This window comes from Lacticaseibacillus parahuelsenbergensis (assembly GCF_030770265.1).
Lineage (GTDB): Bacteria > Bacillota > Bacilli > Lactobacillales > Lactobacillaceae > Lacticaseibacillus > Lacticaseibacillus casei.
This window is the reverse complement of record NZ_CP132482.1, coordinates 49,555-66,994: the sequence shown is the minus strand read 5'-3', so window position 1 is coordinate 66,994 and position 17,440 is coordinate 49,555. Positions and strand designations below refer to the sequence as shown.

General features: G+C 48.0%; 14 protein-coding genes. 8 read left to right on the top strand and 6 right to left on the bottom strand.

The window, feature by feature from the left end; all coding sequences use genetic code 11:
- Window positions 1–28 precede the first annotated feature (28 nt).
- From LACPH_RS00290 to LACPH_RS00280, 3 genes are all read right to left on the bottom strand, one after another.
- A complete protein-coding gene (locus LACPH_RS00290) occupies window positions 29–721 on the bottom strand; it encodes a GntR family transcriptional regulator (RefSeq protein WP_274784102.1) in 693 nt (230 codons plus the stop codon).
- A gap of 221 nt (window positions 722–942) precedes the next feature.
- Window positions 943–2,385, bottom strand: a complete 1,443-nt coding sequence (locus LACPH_RS00285; protein WP_080978143.1) for an MFS transporter — start codon at window positions 2,383–2,385, stop codon at window positions 943–945.
- A gap of 39 nt (window positions 2,386–2,424) precedes the next feature.
- Window positions 2,425–3,450 carry a zinc-binding alcohol dehydrogenase family protein gene (locus LACPH_RS00280; RefSeq protein WP_274784100.1) on the bottom strand — a complete coding sequence of 342 codons (1,026 nt, stop codon included), beginning with the start codon at window positions 3,448–3,450 and terminating at the stop codon, window positions 2,425–2,427.
- Window positions 3,451–4,123: 673 nt separating this feature from the next.
- Between LACPH_RS00280 and LACPH_RS00275 the strand changes: the two genes are divergently transcribed.
- The 3 genes from LACPH_RS00275 to LACPH_RS00265 all read left to right on the top strand — a co-directional run bounded on the left by LACPH_RS00275 (window position 4,124) and on the right by LACPH_RS00265 (window position 8,366).
- Window positions 4,124–4,894, top strand: a complete 771-nt coding sequence (locus LACPH_RS00275) for a GntR family transcriptional regulator (protein WP_274784099.1) — start codon at window positions 4,124–4,126, stop codon at window positions 4,892–4,894.
- Between the two features lie 548 nt (window positions 4,895–5,442).
- Window positions 5,443–6,738: an MFS transporter gene (locus tag LACPH_RS00270; RefSeq protein WP_049171834.1), complete on the top strand. Its 1,296-nt coding sequence runs from the start codon at window positions 5,443–5,445 to the stop codon at window positions 6,736–6,738.
- 50 nt (window positions 6,739–6,788) lie between these two features.
- Entirely contained in the window at window positions 6,789–8,366 is a 1,578-nt protein-coding gene (locus tag LACPH_RS00265) for a glycoside hydrolase family 30 protein (RefSeq protein ID WP_274784098.1), read from the top strand.
- Window positions 8,367–8,789: 423 nt separating this feature from the next.
- Here the strand turns inward: LACPH_RS00265 and LACPH_RS00260 are convergent, their stop codons facing one another.
- Both LACPH_RS00260 and LACPH_RS00255 read right to left on the bottom strand, forming a co-directional pair.
- On the bottom strand, window positions 8,790–9,158 hold the full coding sequence (locus LACPH_RS00260) for a hypothetical protein (RefSeq protein WP_274784097.1): 369 nt from the start codon (window positions 9,156–9,158) through the stop codon (window positions 8,790–8,792).
- A gap of 8 nt (window positions 9,159–9,166) precedes the next feature.
- Entirely contained in the window at window positions 9,167–10,765 is a 1,599-nt protein-coding gene (locus LACPH_RS00255; protein WP_274784096.1) for an MFS transporter, read from the bottom strand.
- A gap of 271 nt (window positions 10,766–11,036) precedes the next feature.
- Between LACPH_RS00255 and LACPH_RS00250 the strand changes: the two genes are divergently transcribed.
- The 5 genes from LACPH_RS00250 (at window position 11,037) to LACPH_RS00230 (ending at window position 16,916) form a co-directional block, all read left to right on the top strand.
- Window positions 11,037–12,671, top strand: a complete 1,635-nt coding sequence (locus LACPH_RS00250) for a mannitol dehydrogenase family protein (protein ID WP_274784095.1) — start codon at window positions 11,037–11,039, stop codon at window positions 12,669–12,671.
- A 4-nt stretch (window positions 12,672–12,675) separates the two neighbouring features.
- Window positions 12,676–13,761: a mannonate dehydratase gene (gene uxuA, locus LACPH_RS00245; protein ID WP_049171839.1), complete on the top strand. Its 1,086-nt coding sequence runs from the start codon at window positions 12,676–12,678 to the stop codon at window positions 13,759–13,761.
- Window positions 13,761–15,191 carry a glucuronate isomerase gene (gene uxaC / locus LACPH_RS00240; protein WP_087911248.1) on the top strand — a complete coding sequence of 477 codons (1,431 nt, stop codon included), beginning with the start codon at window positions 13,761–13,763 and terminating at the stop codon, window positions 15,189–15,191. Before uxuA ends, uxaC begins: the two co-directional genes overlap by 1 nt.
- 24 nt (window positions 15,192–15,215) lie before the next feature.
- Complete coding sequence (locus LACPH_RS00235) at window positions 15,216–16,187, top strand: sugar kinase (protein ID WP_274784094.1); 972 nt, start codon at window positions 15,216–15,218, stop codon at window positions 16,185–16,187.
- 78 nt (window positions 16,188–16,265) lie between these two features.
- Window positions 16,266–16,916 carry a bifunctional 4-hydroxy-2-oxoglutarate aldolase/2-dehydro-3-deoxy-phosphogluconate aldolase gene (locus LACPH_RS00230; RefSeq protein WP_010490190.1) on the top strand — a complete coding sequence of 217 codons (651 nt, stop codon included), beginning with the start codon at window positions 16,266–16,268 and terminating at the stop codon, window positions 16,914–16,916.
- A gap of 188 nt (window positions 16,917–17,104) precedes the next feature.
- Here the strand turns inward: LACPH_RS00230 and LACPH_RS00225 are convergent, their stop codons facing one another.
- Window positions 17,105–17,389: a hypothetical protein gene (locus LACPH_RS00225; protein WP_274784093.1), complete on the bottom strand. Its 285-nt coding sequence runs from the start codon at window positions 17,387–17,389 to the stop codon at window positions 17,105–17,107.
- Window positions 17,390–17,440 lie beyond the last annotated feature (51 nt).

Below are 17,440 nucleotides of genomic sequence, written 5' to 3'. Positions count from 1 at the left end.
AGAAGGCAATGTTCGTTATGAGATTGCATTAGTTAGGCTGGTGATTCGGGGTCGCTTGTCCTTCAAAATAATCCGGATAAGCGTTCAGAACGGTTTTGACATCGTCATCAATCGCCAACAAATGATCAGCAACTAAATGACTCGCGAGTTCGGCATCCTTGGCTTTGACGGCATCGACAATCGCCTGATGTTCCGTCACGATGTTGTGCCACTGCAAGCCGCTCGCCTCCAACCGCAAATACCGATAGCGGTTAAATTGCAGGTTCATTTGCTGCACCCACGTCCAGACATATTGTTTATGATCCGCCATATAGAAGATCTCGTGAAAATCATGGTCGAGATCAAAGAAATGCTCATAGTCGCGTGAGTTTTCATAAACACCTTGAAGCGCAACCTGTTGCTCTAACTTAGCAACCTGCTCTGGCGTCATAATATTGACGGCATCTGCCACAATCGTTCTTTCCAAATTGACCCGGGCGAATCGGCCTTGGTACATTTCTTCCAGATTAATCTTTGATACATAAGTACCGCTCTGCGGAATGACATCAAATAGCCCTTCACGTCGCAAGCGGATAATGGCCTCCCGGATCGGGGTCGCACCGATTTTGAGTTGTGCGCTCAAGTCATTCTTGTCGACTTTTTCCCCGGGGGTCAGCTGCATGCTGAGAATCATCTGTTTGATGGCATTGTACGCCTCATCTTGATAATTCGAAATTTGCATGGGCGTCACCCTTCCTTCTTTTTCACTTTGTTACTTGATTGTATAACATCCCCAGCCATTCTAAAAAGATGTTGCTTCGGAAACTAAGTACTTTAACTTTTAAAAAATGCGTAAGCGCTGTCATGCCCTATGAGGCCATACTAATATATCAGTTACGTTAATGTCAATGGCTTAACTTCATTTAACCTAATTTTTTAGGGTTTGTCATGTTTATTTATGAATCAATGTTTCTTAACCCCTGTGTGGGCATCGACAAGTTCCGAGGTTGCCCGGTTGTGCAAATTCTCAGACTTAAGCGAAATATCGTCCATCGCATCGTCTAAGTCGTTCAAGTCGCGCCCGTTAGTATCAACAGAAAGATAAGCGCTTACAAAAGTGAACAAGGAAAAGACAACGATCATAATGGCAACCGGCCACCAACTGCCAATAGCTGCAGAAACTAAACTTGCAGCAATGAGGGGACCAAAGCCAGTTGCAATGACTCCGGCAATTTCTTTTGCTAAAGCCATCAAAGTCATCCGATTTTTGGACCCAAACAATTCTGGTAACATGACATTTTCCAAAGCAAAAATCCCCTGAACCCCGACATTCAAGCCAATCACCATGGCAAGTGTCAGAAGCACCGTATTCTTCGTTTCAATCATTAAAAGCATCGGAATTGCATAGAGTGCCATCGCGCCGGACAAGATCAAATACATCCGCCGGCGACCAATTTTGTCACCCAGCCAGCCCACAATGGGAATGGTCACAAAGGAAACTAAGGAAGCAATAATATTGGCATTTGTCGTAACCGTTTTTTGAATACTGAGAAAAGTGACCATAAAGCCAGCCAAGTATGTCTGCATAATACCACTGTTCCCAGCCTGACCAAACCGCAATCCTAGCGCAACCAACAAACTCTTACTAAGTTTGAAATGTTTCTTCTGGACTGTCGGGACATCACCATTTGCCTTCTGATTCTCTAATTCTTTTTGCCGTTGTTCGGTTAATAACTTCTTTTTCTCCGCCATAACCGGACTTTCCTTAATGAAGATTCGGATCAGAACCGCCACGATCATGATAACGAACGAAGCATAAAACGGAATTCGCCAGCCCCATGCCATTAAGCTCTTCTGATCTAATTTCGTTAAGATAATGGTCCAGATCAGGTTGGCCAACAAGGTACCAGTCGATGTACCCAGGCAAACAAAACTACCGACTAAACCGCGATTGCTTTTCTTGGCAAATTCGGCGACCATCACGCCGGCCCCGGAAATTTCAGCACCCGCGCCAAATCCCTGTACGATTCGTAAAATGACTAAACCGATGGGTGCTAATATCCCCACTTGTTGATACGTTGGCAAAAACCCAATCGCCGTGGAAGCCAACCCCATAAGCATAATCGTCACAAAGAGAACTGTTCGTCTGCCGATTTTGTCACCCATTCGGCCAAAAACATACGCGCCTAACAACCGCGCAACATACCCAGCGCCATAAGTCCCCATCGCCATGACCAAACCCATGGCAGGCGTCATCTCGGGGAAAAAGATATCGCTAAAGACAATTGCCGCAGCTAGTGAATAAAGCTGAAAATCCATGAACTCCATGGCCGTTCCCATCCAGCCGCTTGCCGTCACTTTGACTAATTCCTTTGTATCGACTTCGAAATCACGCTTTTTTTCCATTGTTAAAACCTACTTTCATAAGGTCAAAAAGTTATCTACTCAATCAAAGGTCAAAATGATTTTTCGCGCTTTCTCTGGATGTTGATTCATGAGGTCAAAAGCTTTTTGGACGTCTTTGATGTTGAATTCTTGGGTCACAACGCCATCATTGCCAATTTGCCCATTCTCAATGGCTTTGATAATTGGCGCAAACTGATAGGCCTGTAATCTTGAACCGTAAATGGTCAGTTGTTTTTGCATGATCGGCTTTTGAGCAATATGCGCAGGTTCCGGGGACATACCCAATGGCACAATTGCTCCGGCAACCGAAACTAAATCAAAGCAGGTTTCAAAGGTCTTAGGTGCGCCAACTGCATCGATGACGACATTGGCCATTTCACCGTTCGTCCAGTCACGAACGGCGTCCACTAAATCTTCTTTGCTGGCATTTACAATGCGGTCAGCACCATTTTGCTTGGCAAATTCAAGTTTCGAATCAATGACATCGCTAATTAACACTGTTGCGCCTTTTGCCTTAGCCACCCGCAAGATCAGTTGGCCGATCGTACCTGCTCCTTGAACAACCAGCGTCTTTCCTAAGCCAACGTGTCCTCGCGTTGTTGAGTTGCCGGCGATGGTGTAAGGTTCGGCGAGCACAGCAGTTGTCCAGGGAATGTTCTTGTCAATTTTGTATACCTGTCGCTCTGGCACGCTAATGTATTCCTGCATGCCGCCATCAACGTGCACACCCAAAACCTTCAACTGTGCTGAAACATTGGGCATTCCCTGACGAACAGCGTAATCTTTGCCGCCTTCAGGATAATTGATCGGTTCGATGACCGCGTGATCGCCTACCGCAACGCTGGACACAGCCTCCCCAGTTTCAACAACCTCGCCGACAAATTCGTGTCCCATTACGCGCGGCAACGTCGCAAATGGATTTTCCCCATGGTAAATGTGATTGTCACTGCCACAAATACCAACTGCCTTTACCTTAATCAAAACATCCTTCGAAGACTTGATTGACGGCTTAGGGACCTCTTCGACGCGAATATCTTCTTTACCGTAAACTCGTGCTGCTAACATGTTAAAGACTCCATTCTTTCAAAATTTTTTTGCACCAATAGTTTTGATGTCTTCATCGTTTTTTGTTGATAAAACTCTTCGATTTCCCGCTATTCATGGCACCCCCTTTTCAGATTCAACACATCTCCGACTTCTGGAATACTAATGAACTAGCATGCCAGTATTGTGACAAGGAAAACATAGCACCAAGAGTAAGCGCTGTCAAATATAATTAACTTTCAATTTCGATAACCGTTCACTATTCATTTTTACTAAACTAAACGCCTACACAACAACTTTTATGTGGTATTCTTAAGTCGATTAATGAACCAATGCACTAGGCATAAGGAATACAGTTAACATTGTGAAGGAATTATTTTAACGATACCTTTACTTGTGTTCTCCGTTTTCCCATTTGCTGATTATTTTGTTGTAACATGGCATAAAGAGCATTGTGGCGACTTTCGCCCTGTTAAAATATTCCTTGTGTTTTAGCTGGACGAGTCCGTTTATATTCAACAAAATTTTCCGAACATTCGTAAAATTTTCTCGACGAGATCGAATCAAAACAGCCTTACAAAATCAGACTAAGTTGTACAATTTTAAATAGGTGCGCTCAGGCTAGCTCCGGTGCCAAAAGCGTTTTGCAGAATTTTAACCTCCCTCAACCTTCAACCTTCAGGACGTGATTAAAATGGATTTACCAAACAACTCAAATGAACATCGCATTTTTGCAAACGACTACGCGTATCAGACCCTTTTTAGTAAAATCGTTGCTATCGAATTGGCGCCAGGCGCGAGTATCAGCCCAATCGAGTTATCAAAAGAACTGGGTATCAGTCGTACGCCGATCCAAAGAGCCTGTTCTCGCCTTGCCGAAAACGGGTTGGTGAATGTCTTTCCCCAACGCGGGTCATACGTCTCACTGATCAACTTCGATAAGGTCTACGAGTCGTTTTATTTGCGTAATCTTTTAGAACAAGCAGCGGTACGAAAAGTTTGCAGTTTGCCGGATCGCTCCGAACTTGTCTTTTCGCTAAACCAAACGATTTATAATCAGCGGCAACAGCTGGATCATAAGAACTACATCCGTGCTTTTGATCTGGATAATCAGTTTCATCATCTGATTTACGATGCAGCTTCGATGACTTATATCGAGCAGGCGCTGGCATACATTGCCGCCGACCAAGACCGCATTCGCCACTTAAAGGTGTTATCGGAATTGCGGATTGACTCAACATTGGAGGAACATTTTAAAATTCTGAATTCGATTGAGTCCGGCGATGCTGACGCTGCGGCGCACAATGTTTACCTCCATATCTCCAAGTTTGCCGAAGATATGTCAGCCATCCATCGCAAGTATCCCAAATACTTCTCAAACTGGACTGCCGGTCAGGACATTAAGATCGCCCCGGTCAAAGAAAGCTTCTATAATTTCAGACTTTCTCACGACCGCGAAGTTTAATCCAAGATTCTCCAGTTGTCTGACGTCGGTTCTTTTGCAAAAGGCTCAAAAATTCTTGTCGCTTTTTGCACAAATTCGTTCCTCAGGCAACGCAAAAAACGGAAAGACTCTAAAAACGCCAAGCATCGACTTGCGATTTTAGAGTCTTTTTTCCTTGTCACACCGGGCTTTTAGAGCTCTTGCATATTAATATTTTAGTAAAAGGTTGACAGCGCTTTTAGTAAGCGCTAACATGACATTTGTAAGGATATACTAATATATCAATCGTTCTGGAGTGCCCATCATTCCGGCTTTTAGGCCACTAGGCGATGAACGATTAGGGCTAACCTCCGTGACGAATTGATATTCTGGCAAGTATCTCCCCACACGATCGTAAGTTTCCTCACAAACCCCTTATTCTGCAAAACACCGAGGCAGCCAACGACCACATAACATACAAAGAAAGAAGGGATGCGCGGCAGAAGGCATAAGCTTGACGCCATTATGTTTTTTGATTCATAGGATTCAACGATTTAAGCCAATTATTTAATTTCATGGGAGTGAAAAAAATGGCAGACAAACTTGATAAAGACCCTAAAGCCGTTAAGACGACGGTTGGGGTTGTCACCAATGCGAAGGTTCAAGATTCGCAGCAGCCAAAATTACCATTCGGTGTTGCGACTGCGATGTTCCTAGCACCGCTTTGCTGGTATGGGCCAATTGGCTCGACCCGAAGCGTTTTAATTCCACAGCTGTTCAGTCAGATTGATGCCGCACATAAGGTTTGGGCGGTCGGCATTTTGGCAACGGTCGCATCCATTACCGGTGCGATTGCCAACTTGCTTTTCGGGGCCTTCTCCGATGTCACCCGGACGCGTTTCGGGAAACGGAAGCCCTACATTGTTCTTGGTACCTTGGTCATCGCGATTTCGTTAGTCGTTATTGCTAATCTAACGTCGATTACCGCGATCATCTTCATTTGGATTATTGCGGCGGCGGCTGAAAATGCCATTGCGGCGGCGATTTATCCGCAAATATCGGATCGTGTGGCACCTAAATGGCGTGGTACCGTGTCGACCTTCTACGGTGTCGGCTTTACCATTGCGCAACAAGGCTTCGCACTATTAGCTGCCCAGTTCCTTGGCAATGTTAAATTTGGTATTTACGTCATGGCAGCAACCACCGTTATCTTGGCGGTTATTCACGTTCTGCTCATTAACGAAAAGAGCAACCTTGACGAACCAAAGATCAAACTTGACAAAGATTCGCTCAAGAAGTACTTCTTCTTCCCAACGCATGATGCGCGTGATTTTTACCTGGCATTATCTGGTAAATTCCTGATGGTTGTTGGTTCAACGATCGTTACCACTTTCCTGCTATTCATCTTTACCGACTACATTGGTCAGAGCACCAAAGAGGCCGGCGGTTCCATTTCAATCTTCTCGTCCATTATGCTGTTCATCGGTGTCTTCTTTGCTTTAGTCGGCGGACCACTTGCTGATAAAATGAAGCGGGTTAAAGGCCCAGTTGTGATCGCAACGTTCGCGTTGGCAATTGCTGCTTTGTTCCCACTGTTTGTCAAAGAAGCTTGGGCAATGTTTGCTTACGCTGTTATCGCTGCATTTGGTAATGGCTTGTACAACTCAGTCGATGGTGCGTTGAACATGGATGTTTTGCCATCTTCCGATACTGCTGGCAAGGACCTTGGCTTGATCAACTTGGCCAATACCTTAGGCCAGATGCTTGGCGCCATGGTTGCTTCCGCGATTGTTGAAGGTTTCGGTTATCAGGCCGTCTTCATGTTCGCGGTTGCCATGGAAATCCTCGGTGGGATTCTGATTGCCGCCATCAAACGTGTTCGGTAATGAATAGAAGTAATTGTTAGCGATAGACGCAAGAAAGGATGTTTATTAACATGACCACAAAAGATTCTGGCTTATACCCAACCGAATTCTGGACTGCTACTGCAGGTGACTTAAGCCAAAAACGTGACCATCTACCAACGCCGCAACCGACTGCCCAACCTGGCAACGGTGCTAAAATCGTCATCGACCCTGCTGATCAACATCAAGAATGGATCGGTGCCGGCGCTGCGATCACCGATGCTGCTGCCTCTTTAATCTGGAAGCAAAGCAAGGAACAGCGCAGTGCGTTGTTACATGAACTGTTTGATCCTGAGGAAGGTCACTTTTCCACGATTCGTGTGCCACTTGGTTCCTGCGAACCTGCCAGCCAGCCTTTTTACACCTATGACGATGTGCCATTCGGTGAACACGATGCTTCCTTAGCCAAGTTCTCGGTTGGTGAAGGTGAACCGGGTGCGCCTGATGCAACGAAGGATCTGAAATACCTGATTCCAGTGCTCCAGGAAATTCTTGCCATCAATCCGGCCGTTAAAATCATGGCTTCCCCGTGGTCAGCACCGGCATGGATGAAGAGTACCGGCCAGCTCAATATGGGCGGTCACTTGCGGTTCGGTGAATACACCAACAACGGTTATGCGGTTAAGGATACTTTTGAAGGTGTCTACGCGCAGTACTTCGTTCGTTACCTCGAAGAATATCGCAAGTATGGTATTCCGATTTATGCTTTGAGTATTCAAAACGAACCATCCAACGCACCGGCTTGGCCAGCCATGATCTGGACCATTCCGCAATTGGCCCAATTCGGTTACAAGTACTTACGGCCAGCGTTGGATAAAACATTCCCGGATACCAAGATGTACTTCTGGGATGGCAGTCTGAATGTGTTGGATGTCATCGACAAGCCGCTTAGCGAACTCATCACGCCTGATGAAGCCGCAGCATTTGACGGTTTTGCCTTCCATACCTATGACGGCCCTTACACGAATCTGTTCAAGGGCAGCCGCTTGAATCCTAACTGGCACTTGGCGATGACCGAACGGCGTTGCATGATCGAAGAAACGCCGGAAGATGCTTCCCATATTATGATGGGACTCATCGGCAACTGGCTCGTGCGCCAAGGCCTTAATATGATCGACCTTTGGAACATCGCTTTGGACGAACGCGGCCTGCCTAATCAGGTTGGCGCAACCGGTCGTCGCGGTGTTGTCACCATCGACCACAAAACCGGTAAAGTGCAGCGTAACCTCGAATATTACATGCTGCGTAACTTTAACCAGGATGTCGCACCGGGTTCCATCGTCATCGGTTCTACCAACTACACCCAAGACGGCTACACCGGCGGCCTCGGCTCTGTTGCGTTCCTGGCACCGGATGGCTCCATTGCCGCACATATCTACAACCCGTCTGGCAAACCACTCGACGCCGAAGTCACCATTAACCGTGACGGCGCCTACGCTTGGCAACACGTCACCGTCCCGGCATGGGGTACCGTAACCCTGCGCAAAGCCTTCGGACCGGTTAACGAAAGCAAGCCGCGCGAAGACGAAGCCTTCAAACTCAACCCATACCCAGCCAACCTCATGGACGACTGGGCTCCGGGCAAAGGCGTCAACGCAAACAAGAAATAAGTTAGTTGAAACGAAACACCGTCACGCAGGTCATTGCATGGCGGTGTTTTTTTGCTGAGCGTGAGCCAGCCCGGTTAGAAACCAGAGTGTAAGTGGCCTCGGGCGTGATGGCCGGGCTTTGGCCATTATGACCAAGGTCCTTACACGCAGGTTTCTGGGCTGGCGAACGCGTTATGGTCAGCCTAAGCCGGCGTTTAGAAGCAGGGATTTAAGTGGCCTTTGTCGCCTGATAGCCCGGGCTTAGGCCGTTGCTATCAAGGTCCTTATGCGCAGGTTCCTGTGCTGGGGAAAGCGTTAAAGCGAGGTGTGCGCGGGCCTTGTTTCTACGCAAAGAAACATCCCTCCACGATCAGCAAATAAATACTGATCGCGGAGGGACTATTGTCGAGATTCATTTATGAATCACCAGTAACTGCCGCTCCTCTAACGCGCCTCGATCTCTTTGCCTAGCTCTTCTAACAAAGCAACCCACGACTTTTTGCCTTGATACTTAACATCCATACCCGCGACAAAATGCTTCAAAATCGTTTGCGTTGATTCGGAATACTTCCCTTCGACAGCTTGCAAAGCCTCATTGATTCGTAAATCTTCCCACTGCATGTAAGTTTGACTCGTCCATTCGGAGCCATCAAACACTACCGCGAAAGTATCCGGTTGGATCACGTGACTAAGATCGACACTTGATGCCAAGCCGATCTTTGATAAATCAACCTGGGTTAAATCCTGATGCTGTACCGATAAATTCAAAAGTTGTTGCTTTAATTGGTTGTAAACGATCACTGTCTCTGCCATAAATTAGCTCACTCCTTCTTAGTTTCCTGTTTCTGAGTATCTTGTTTCTTTTTCTTGTCAGCTTGCGCATCTTCGTATGTTTCTTCTGGCCAAAGTTTTTCATACGGATAGCCAGTTAACTCTTCAGCAACTAACCGCGCCTCTGAAGTAACGTCTGCCTTGGAGCCGCCATTTTCCAATCGCTTGATTTCCTGTTGCAGAACATTATGCGTTTGACGATTTAATTTGAATGTCCACGAAACGACTAACGCGATGCCAATCAGAATCATCGGTGCGATCATAAACAGCAGTGCCACTTTGTCCGTAACACCAGGCTGTTGCGTGCCGGCCGTTGATACATAGCCCAATTCCTCTAACAGAATTCCGGCAAGCCAAGTAGCCAAAGCGCCGGTGGATTTACGGAAGAAAGTCATCACAGCTGCATAGGTTCCGGCTTTATCATCGCGGGTCATAATATGATCAACGTCAGGAATGAACGGGAAAACGTTCCATGGCGTAAATTCAAGAATACCGCGTGACAATTGATAAACAATGGTGATGACAATCAAGACGACCATCGGATTCTTAAGATGCAGAAAATAGGTCATCCCATATGCAATTAGCGCCAAAATAATACCGATATAGGAGACGCTATATAAAAATCGCGGTCCATGAGTGATCATTAACTTGGCTGCTAAAAGTGTTGATAAAATGCCAAACACGGCGAGCGCATTTAAGACCCACGGAATATTTGACGCCATCCCCATGCAAACCACGATAAACGTCGGTAACAAAGTGGCATAAAAGTCTTTACCCGTAAATGAAAAAAGGTAAATGGTCAGATGTTTCCGGAAAGCAGAGTTACGGAAAGTCTGGGCATAGTCATGCAGCGTCTCTTTAATGTATTGACCAACACTCAGCTTCGGGCGCGCATCCAACTCAGCAATAAACTCCTTCGTCAATGGGCGTTCCCATGTCATCCGATAAGAAATAAAGATGGCAACTACGAAAAGAATCGTCCATAAAATACCGGCAAACAAATAAGCATTTTTCTTTGCCGCAGCACTTGGTAATGATTGTAAAATTGCCAAGATGAAGAAAACCAATGAAGTCCCGGTTGCGGAAATGAACATCCGTGAACCGGAAAGGATGGTTCGTTTCGTATAGTCGGTTGTCATTTCAGTCGGCAAGGTTTCCCAAGGAATCAGAATCATCCCGACAAAAAGCTCCGTCAGTGTGTAGACAACAAGATAATAAATGAAGTCATGACCAGGTCCGAAAATAGCTGTCGCCGGTACCCAAAATGACAGGAATGATACCGCAAAACCGACAAGGCCGACTAACATCCAAAAATGCCGCCGACCATACTTTTTCCCTAGCTTGGTTTTATAGAAACCATCTGTGACCGTTCCGAAAACCAGCGAGAAAATCGCATCAAAAATTCGGGCCACACCCGTGATGGCACCGGCCATGGCAGGATTAAGTCCGACTGACAATGTGAGGTAAGCAAAAATGACTCCAGAAACGATGTTGTTCCACCCACCGCCCATTAAGTCAGTCAAACCGTAAGCCACGCCTCGTTTAACGTTGATTTCCTTGGGCGTATAAACCCACGAGGTATGTTTCATATGATCTGTCCTTTCTGTTGTTAAAAGCAGCATCAACTATGATACTAATATATTTGAATTCACTTTCACTGTAAGCGATGCCAAAACTAAAGTCAATGATTTTCCAAGAAGCCGTCAGCAAATAGCCGCTTAAAATGGTCCGGACACTTAAAATTTATTTTTGAAAACATTAAATTTAAATTATCGGGTGATAGCGCTTTCCATTTTACCCAAATCGTGCTATATTGAGGGTGTAGTTCTGATATATTAGTATATGAGGAGGTTCATTATTGTGGTTAAGTTAACCGACGATTATCAAGCAAAGGCTGATGAATTCAAGGCAGCCGGCATCGCTGTTCCGCAATTTGATCAAGAACAAATGAAACAAGCGACCCAAGCCAATCCGGTCTGGGTACACTTCGGTGGCGGGAACCTCTTCCGCTGCTTCCATGCGAAAATTGCGCAAGACTTACTGAACACCGGCAAGCTTAAGTCCGGGGTCATTGTTGCTGAAACCTATGATGGCGACGTTCCGGCTGACATCTACAAGCCCTACAACGATCGGGTTTTGCAGGTTGTCATGCAGCCAGATGGCACCCTTGATAAGACGCTGATTGCCAGTGTTGCCGAGGCCATCTACTACAACAAGAGCAATCCAGACGGCTGGGAACGGTTGAAAGACATTTTCACCCAACCATCGCTGCAACTGGTTACCATGTCCATTACCGAAAAAGGCTATCAACTCACCGATATCAACGGCAAGCTGACCCCAGCAGCCGAAGCCGATATCGCCGGCAAGCCAGATGATGCCGTTACCAACATGGGCGCCATCGCTCGCTTGCTGTTAGCTCGTTATGAAGCAGGCGCCAAGCCAATTGCCATGGTCAGCACCGACAACTTCTCCGAAAACGGCAAACGTTACGAAGACGGTATTCTGACCATCGCTAAAGGCTGGGCTAAGAATGGCACGGTCACTCAGGGCTTCATTGACTATCTGACCGATCCAAAACGCGTCAGCTTCCCTTGGTCCATGATTGACCGGATCACCCCGAACCCTGCCCAAAATGTCGCTGACAAGCTGAAGGCAGAAGGTTTTGAGGATACCACCATCGTCCATACCCCGAAGCACACCAACATTGCGCCATTCGGTAACACCGAAGAAACGCATTATTTGGTCATCGAAGACAGCTTCCCGAATGGTCGCCCGGCATTGGAAAACGCTGGTGTCATTCTCACGGATCGCGACACGGTTAACGATGCCGATCAGATGAAGGTCACCGCCTGCTTGAACCCACTGCACACGGCACTGGCTATCTATGGCAATCTGCTGGGTTACACCTCCATTGCTTCTGAAGTCGAAAATCCTGATCTGCTCACATTGATCAAGTATCTTGGCTACAAGGAAGATCTTCCTGTGGTTAAGGATCCAAAGATTATCAATCCGAAGAAATTCCTGGATCAGCTGATCACCAAGCGCTTGCCTAACAAGAATATCCCGGATACACCGCAACGTATTGCTAGCGACACGTCACAGAAGCTGCCAATCCGTTATGGCGTCACCATTCAACACTATTTAGACAAGGGTTCTGACAGCGTCAAGCAACTTAAAGCCATTCCATTGATCCTCGCCGGCTGGTGCCGTTACCTGATGGCGCTGGACGACAAAGGCAATGCCTTCACGCCAAGCCGCGACCCGCTGCTGGATCAATTGCAGCCATATGTTGCTGACATCAAGCTTGGTAGCGATGCCGACGTTCACGCCGCCCTCAAGCCAATTCTGAGCAACGACCAGATCTTCGGCCATGACCTGTATCAAATCGGTTTGGCTGACCAAGTCGAAGCCGACTTCAAGAAACTGATCGCCGGCCCTGGCGCCGTTGCCAAGACACTCGAACAATTCCGTCAAGATCACGAAAAGGAGCTTTGATTTTATGTCTGATTTAAAAATGGGTTTTCGCTGGTTCGGCGAAAAAGATGACCCAATCACCTTGCAACAAATCCGCCAAATCCCTGGCACTGACCAAGTCGTTGGCGCTTTATTCGATGTTCCGGTCGGCGACGTCTGGCCTAAGGAAAAAATTGCCGCTTTGAAGAAACAGGTCGAGGATGCCGGCTTAAAGCTGGAAGTCATCGAATCCGTTAACATTCACGATGACATCAAGATCGGCCTGCCATCGCGCGACAAGTACATCGAAAACTACAAAGAAACCATTAAAAACCTATCCGAATACGGCATCAAAGTCATTTGCTACAACTTCATGCCGATCTTCGACTGGTTGCGGACCAACCTTCACTATCAGCTGAAAGACGGCAGCAATGTCATGGCCTTCCAGCATCAGTATCTGAAAGACGATCCGCATGATATCATTGACTCCGTTCGCAACAACTCCGAAGGCTATGTCCTTCCTGGCTGGGAACCGGAACGTCTGGCAGAAATCGAGCGCCTGTTTAAAGCTTACGCCGATGTTGACGCTGCTAAATTGCGCGAAAACATGAAGTACTTCCTCGACGCCATCATCCCAACCTGCGAGAAGTATGATGTACGGATGGCCATGCATCCCGACGATCCGCCGCGCGAACTATTCGGTCTGCCACGGGTCTACAAAAACGCCGAAGATATGCGCGTCATTGAAGGCATGCACGAATCCCGTTACAATGGCTTTACCATCTGCACCGGCTCATTAGGTGAAAATCCTGACAACGATGTGCCGGCAATCATCCGCGAATTCGTCAAGAAAGACCGGGCACCGTTCATCCATGCCCGTAACATCAAGTTCATGAACAAGGAAGGCGACTTCCACGAATCCGATCACCTTTCCAAAGACGGTTCACTGGATATGTATGAAATCATGAAGGCCTTGCACGACTTAGACTACGATGGCTACATCCGGCCAGACCACGGTCGCAACATCTGGGGCGAAAATGGTCGCCCAGGTTACGGCTTGTATGACCGCGCCTTAGGTATCATGTATCTGCACGGCCTCTGGGAAGCATTGGAAAAAGGGAGTGCAAAATAATGGCCTTTTTGGATGATGATTTTCTGTTAACCAACGAGCCGGCGAAGCAATTGTTTCATCAATATGCCGCTGACTTGCCAATTATCGATTTTCACTGTCACCTCAACCCGGAAGAAATCTACGAAAACCGTAACTTCAAGAACATTACCCGCATTTGGTTAAACGAAGGTACTTACGGCGATCACTACAAGTGGCGGCTTGAGCGGGCCAACGGGGTTCCGGAAGAGCTGATTACCGGCGATGGCGATGATTACGAGAAGTTCGTCGCTTGGTGCGAAACCATGGAAAATGCCTGGGGCAACCCAGTGTTTGAGTGGACCCACCTTGAATTACGTCGCTTCTTTGGCAGTGATCTGGTTTTGAGCCGCGACACCGCCAAACAAGTCTGGGATCTCGCCAACGCCAAACTGGCAACGCCGGAATTCACGCCGCGCGCGTTGATTCGCCGCAGTCACGTCGAAGTTGTCTGCACCACCGACGACCCGGCAAGTGACCTCCACTATCACGAACTCATCGCGAAAGACGAAGACACCAATGGCTTCAAAGTTCTGCCAGCCATGCGTCCGGATAAGCTCATGGCTATCTGCGCAAACTCCTATGGCGAATACTTGCAGACCCTCGGCAAGGCAGCCGGCGTTGAGATCACTGACTTTGCTTCCTTGAAGAAAGCCATGAAACAACGCTTCACCTTCTTCGCCCAACACGGCGGCCACCTTTCCGACCACGGCCTCAACAGCTTCCACTACCGTCCGGCAAGTCAGGAAGCCCTCGATGCCATCATCAAAAAGGGTATCGAAAATCGCCCTGTCAGTGATGAAGAAAATGATCAATACATCACCGGCTTAGTCGAAATGTTGATGGACTTGAACCGCGAATTCAACTGGACCATGCAATTCCATGCGAATGTTGCGCGCAGTCTGAGTCTGCCAAATCTCAAAAAGATCGGCCCGGATACCGGGTTTGACGCGATGGGCAGCCAGCCGGATCTGGTCGGTGAAATTCGGGATCTTTTCCAGGCAATGGATGCACGCGGTCCGTTACCAAAGGTCATCTTCTATTCACTCAATCCAAATGACTGGTTACCATTGATCACCATGCTGCAAAGCTTCGTTGGCCAAGGTGACAAACAGCACCTGCAACTGGGCGCTGCTTGGTGGTTCAATGACACGGCTGAAGGGATGCACAAGCAGTTGCAAACCTTTGCCCAACAAAGTCTGTTGCCAAACTTTGTCGGGATGCTGACGGATTCCCGTAGCTTCCTGTCTTATCCGCGGCATGAATACTTCCGGCGGGTACTGTGCAACTTCTACGGTGAGCTGGTTGAACAAGGCCGCGTTCCTTACGACCTGGAAGCCCTTGGCCGCATCGTCAAGAATATCAGCTACGGTAACGCCCGCAACTACTTTGGTTTCTACGACAACAAAGACTGAACGTTTAAAGGAGTACGATCACACGTGAATGAATGCCTGACAATCGGTGAACCGCTCGTTGTTTTCGCCGCTGAAGAAGCCGATGTTCCGTTGGCAGCGGCCAAACATTTTACCAAATATCTGGCCGGCGCCGAATTGAATGTGGCGGTTGGCTTAAGCCGACTGGGCCATTCAGTTGAATATATCACGCATCTTGGCGAAGATCCGAATGGTATTTTCATTCGCCAGCAACTCACGGCGGCCGGGATCGGGTCAGACAATGTCACCACGACCTCGCGCTATCCGACCGGTATTGAGTTCAAAGCGCGCGTCACGCACGGTGATCCGAACACTTATTATCTGCGAGCCGGATCGGCAGCCGCCCATTTTGACCCGGACGCCATTGACCGCGTCGATCTGGCAGGCGTCAAGTTGGCGCACATTACCGGTATTTTCCCGGCGGCTTCGGCTTCAACGTTGGCGGCGACGAAACGCTTGATGAAGCGGCTCATCACCAACCACATCATGATCACGTTCGACCCCAATCTGCGGCCGGCATTGTGGCCTGATCAGCAAACTATGACGAGCACCATCAATGAGTTAGCCAAAAGTGCCACGATCGTGCTGCCGGGTGCGGCGGAAGGTAAAATCCTGGTCGGTAGCGATGATCCTGAAACCATCGCCCACTTCTACCTCGATCAAAGCCCGCAGACGCAACTGGTTATCGTTAAAGTCGGTAAACAAGGCGCTTACCTGTTAGGCCGCGATGTGCCGGGCCAACTGCTGCCGAGTTTTCCGGCGGCGCACATTGTCGATACGGTCGGCGCTGGTGACGGTTTTGCCCTTGGCGTCATCAGTGCGCTGCTAGAAGGCCGCTCCCCTGCCGAAGCAGCCAGCCGCGGCAATGCCATTGGTGCCTTGGCCATCCAGTCCGCCGGCGACAACACCGGCTACCCGACGCGATCACAACTTGACAAGTTTATGAAAACAAGTCTTAATGAAACAGGGCACGAATAAAAGCGCTTTTACTTTTTCCATGCTTCAAGACGCACAAGACTTTCTTCGTTACCAAACACGTTTAAGGAGTAAACAAACATGCAAAAATATGACTACCTGAATCGGTTAGTGAACACCGGCTGTGTCGCAGTTGTTCGCGGCAACGACGCCGATGAAGCTGTTAAAACCGTTGACGCCGTGATTGCTGGCGGCGTGACCGGAATTGAATTGACCTTCACGGTGCCACACGCAGACAAGGCACTGGACGAACTCAGCGAAAAGTACGCCGACCGTGACGATGTTCTGATCGGTGCCGGAACCGTTCTTGATCCGGCCACAGCCCGTCTGGCCATCATCGCCGGAGCCAAGTTCATCGTCAGCCCAAGCTTTAACGCTGACGTTGCCAAAATCTGTAACCTCTACTCGATTCCTTACACCCCAGGCTGCTTCACCCCAACCGAGATTCAAACCGCGCTCGAAGCCGGTGTCGACTTGGTCAAAGTCTTCCCTGGCAGCGTTGCCGGCCCAGCCATGGTCAAAGCACTCCACGGCCCATTCCCGCAGCTGGCCATCATGCCAACCGGCGGCGTTTCACTCGACAACCTCGAGACTTGGTTCGACGCCGGCGTTACCTTAGTCGGTGCCGGCAGCAACCTCACCGCAGCCGCCAAAACTGGCGACTACGCAGGCGTTACGGAAACTGCCAAGAAGTATCGGGCAAAGTTGGATGAAATTAAGGCTGGTAAGTAGTCTGTGAGTCATCCGCTTTAAGTGCAACAAGTGAATAAGTCCTGAAAATGAAACATGCTTGCCAAAAAGCGATTGCTCTTGGACAAGCATGTTTTTTCTATTTTAAAAAAGGTGATAACTGGCATGGCTTGGAGGTAACGATTTTTGTTCAGATCACCACATCCAAAAGATACGAGCAGCTTTCCAATTCATTTCTCAAAACGCTTTTCTTGCAGCCAGGAGAACAGCTTTTCATATTGAGCTTTGCTAATGCGCGTGGAACGCCATGACTCCAACATTTGCATGGCTGCCGAAAAGCCTTTTTCTTCAATACAATGGGCTAGCTCTTCTTTATACCCTTTGAGACTCGTTTCGCCATCCTGAAACAGAATCACTGTTTCATTCGAGTTATCTTTCTTTGAAAGAATATACCCCAACCCTTGCGCAAAGCTTTTTATCTGCCGAAGTATGAAATCATTATCTTCATTGTTCATACGCTGCTCCTTATCCTAAGGGTAGGACTGCTGTTAAGGGAAATGCTGCTT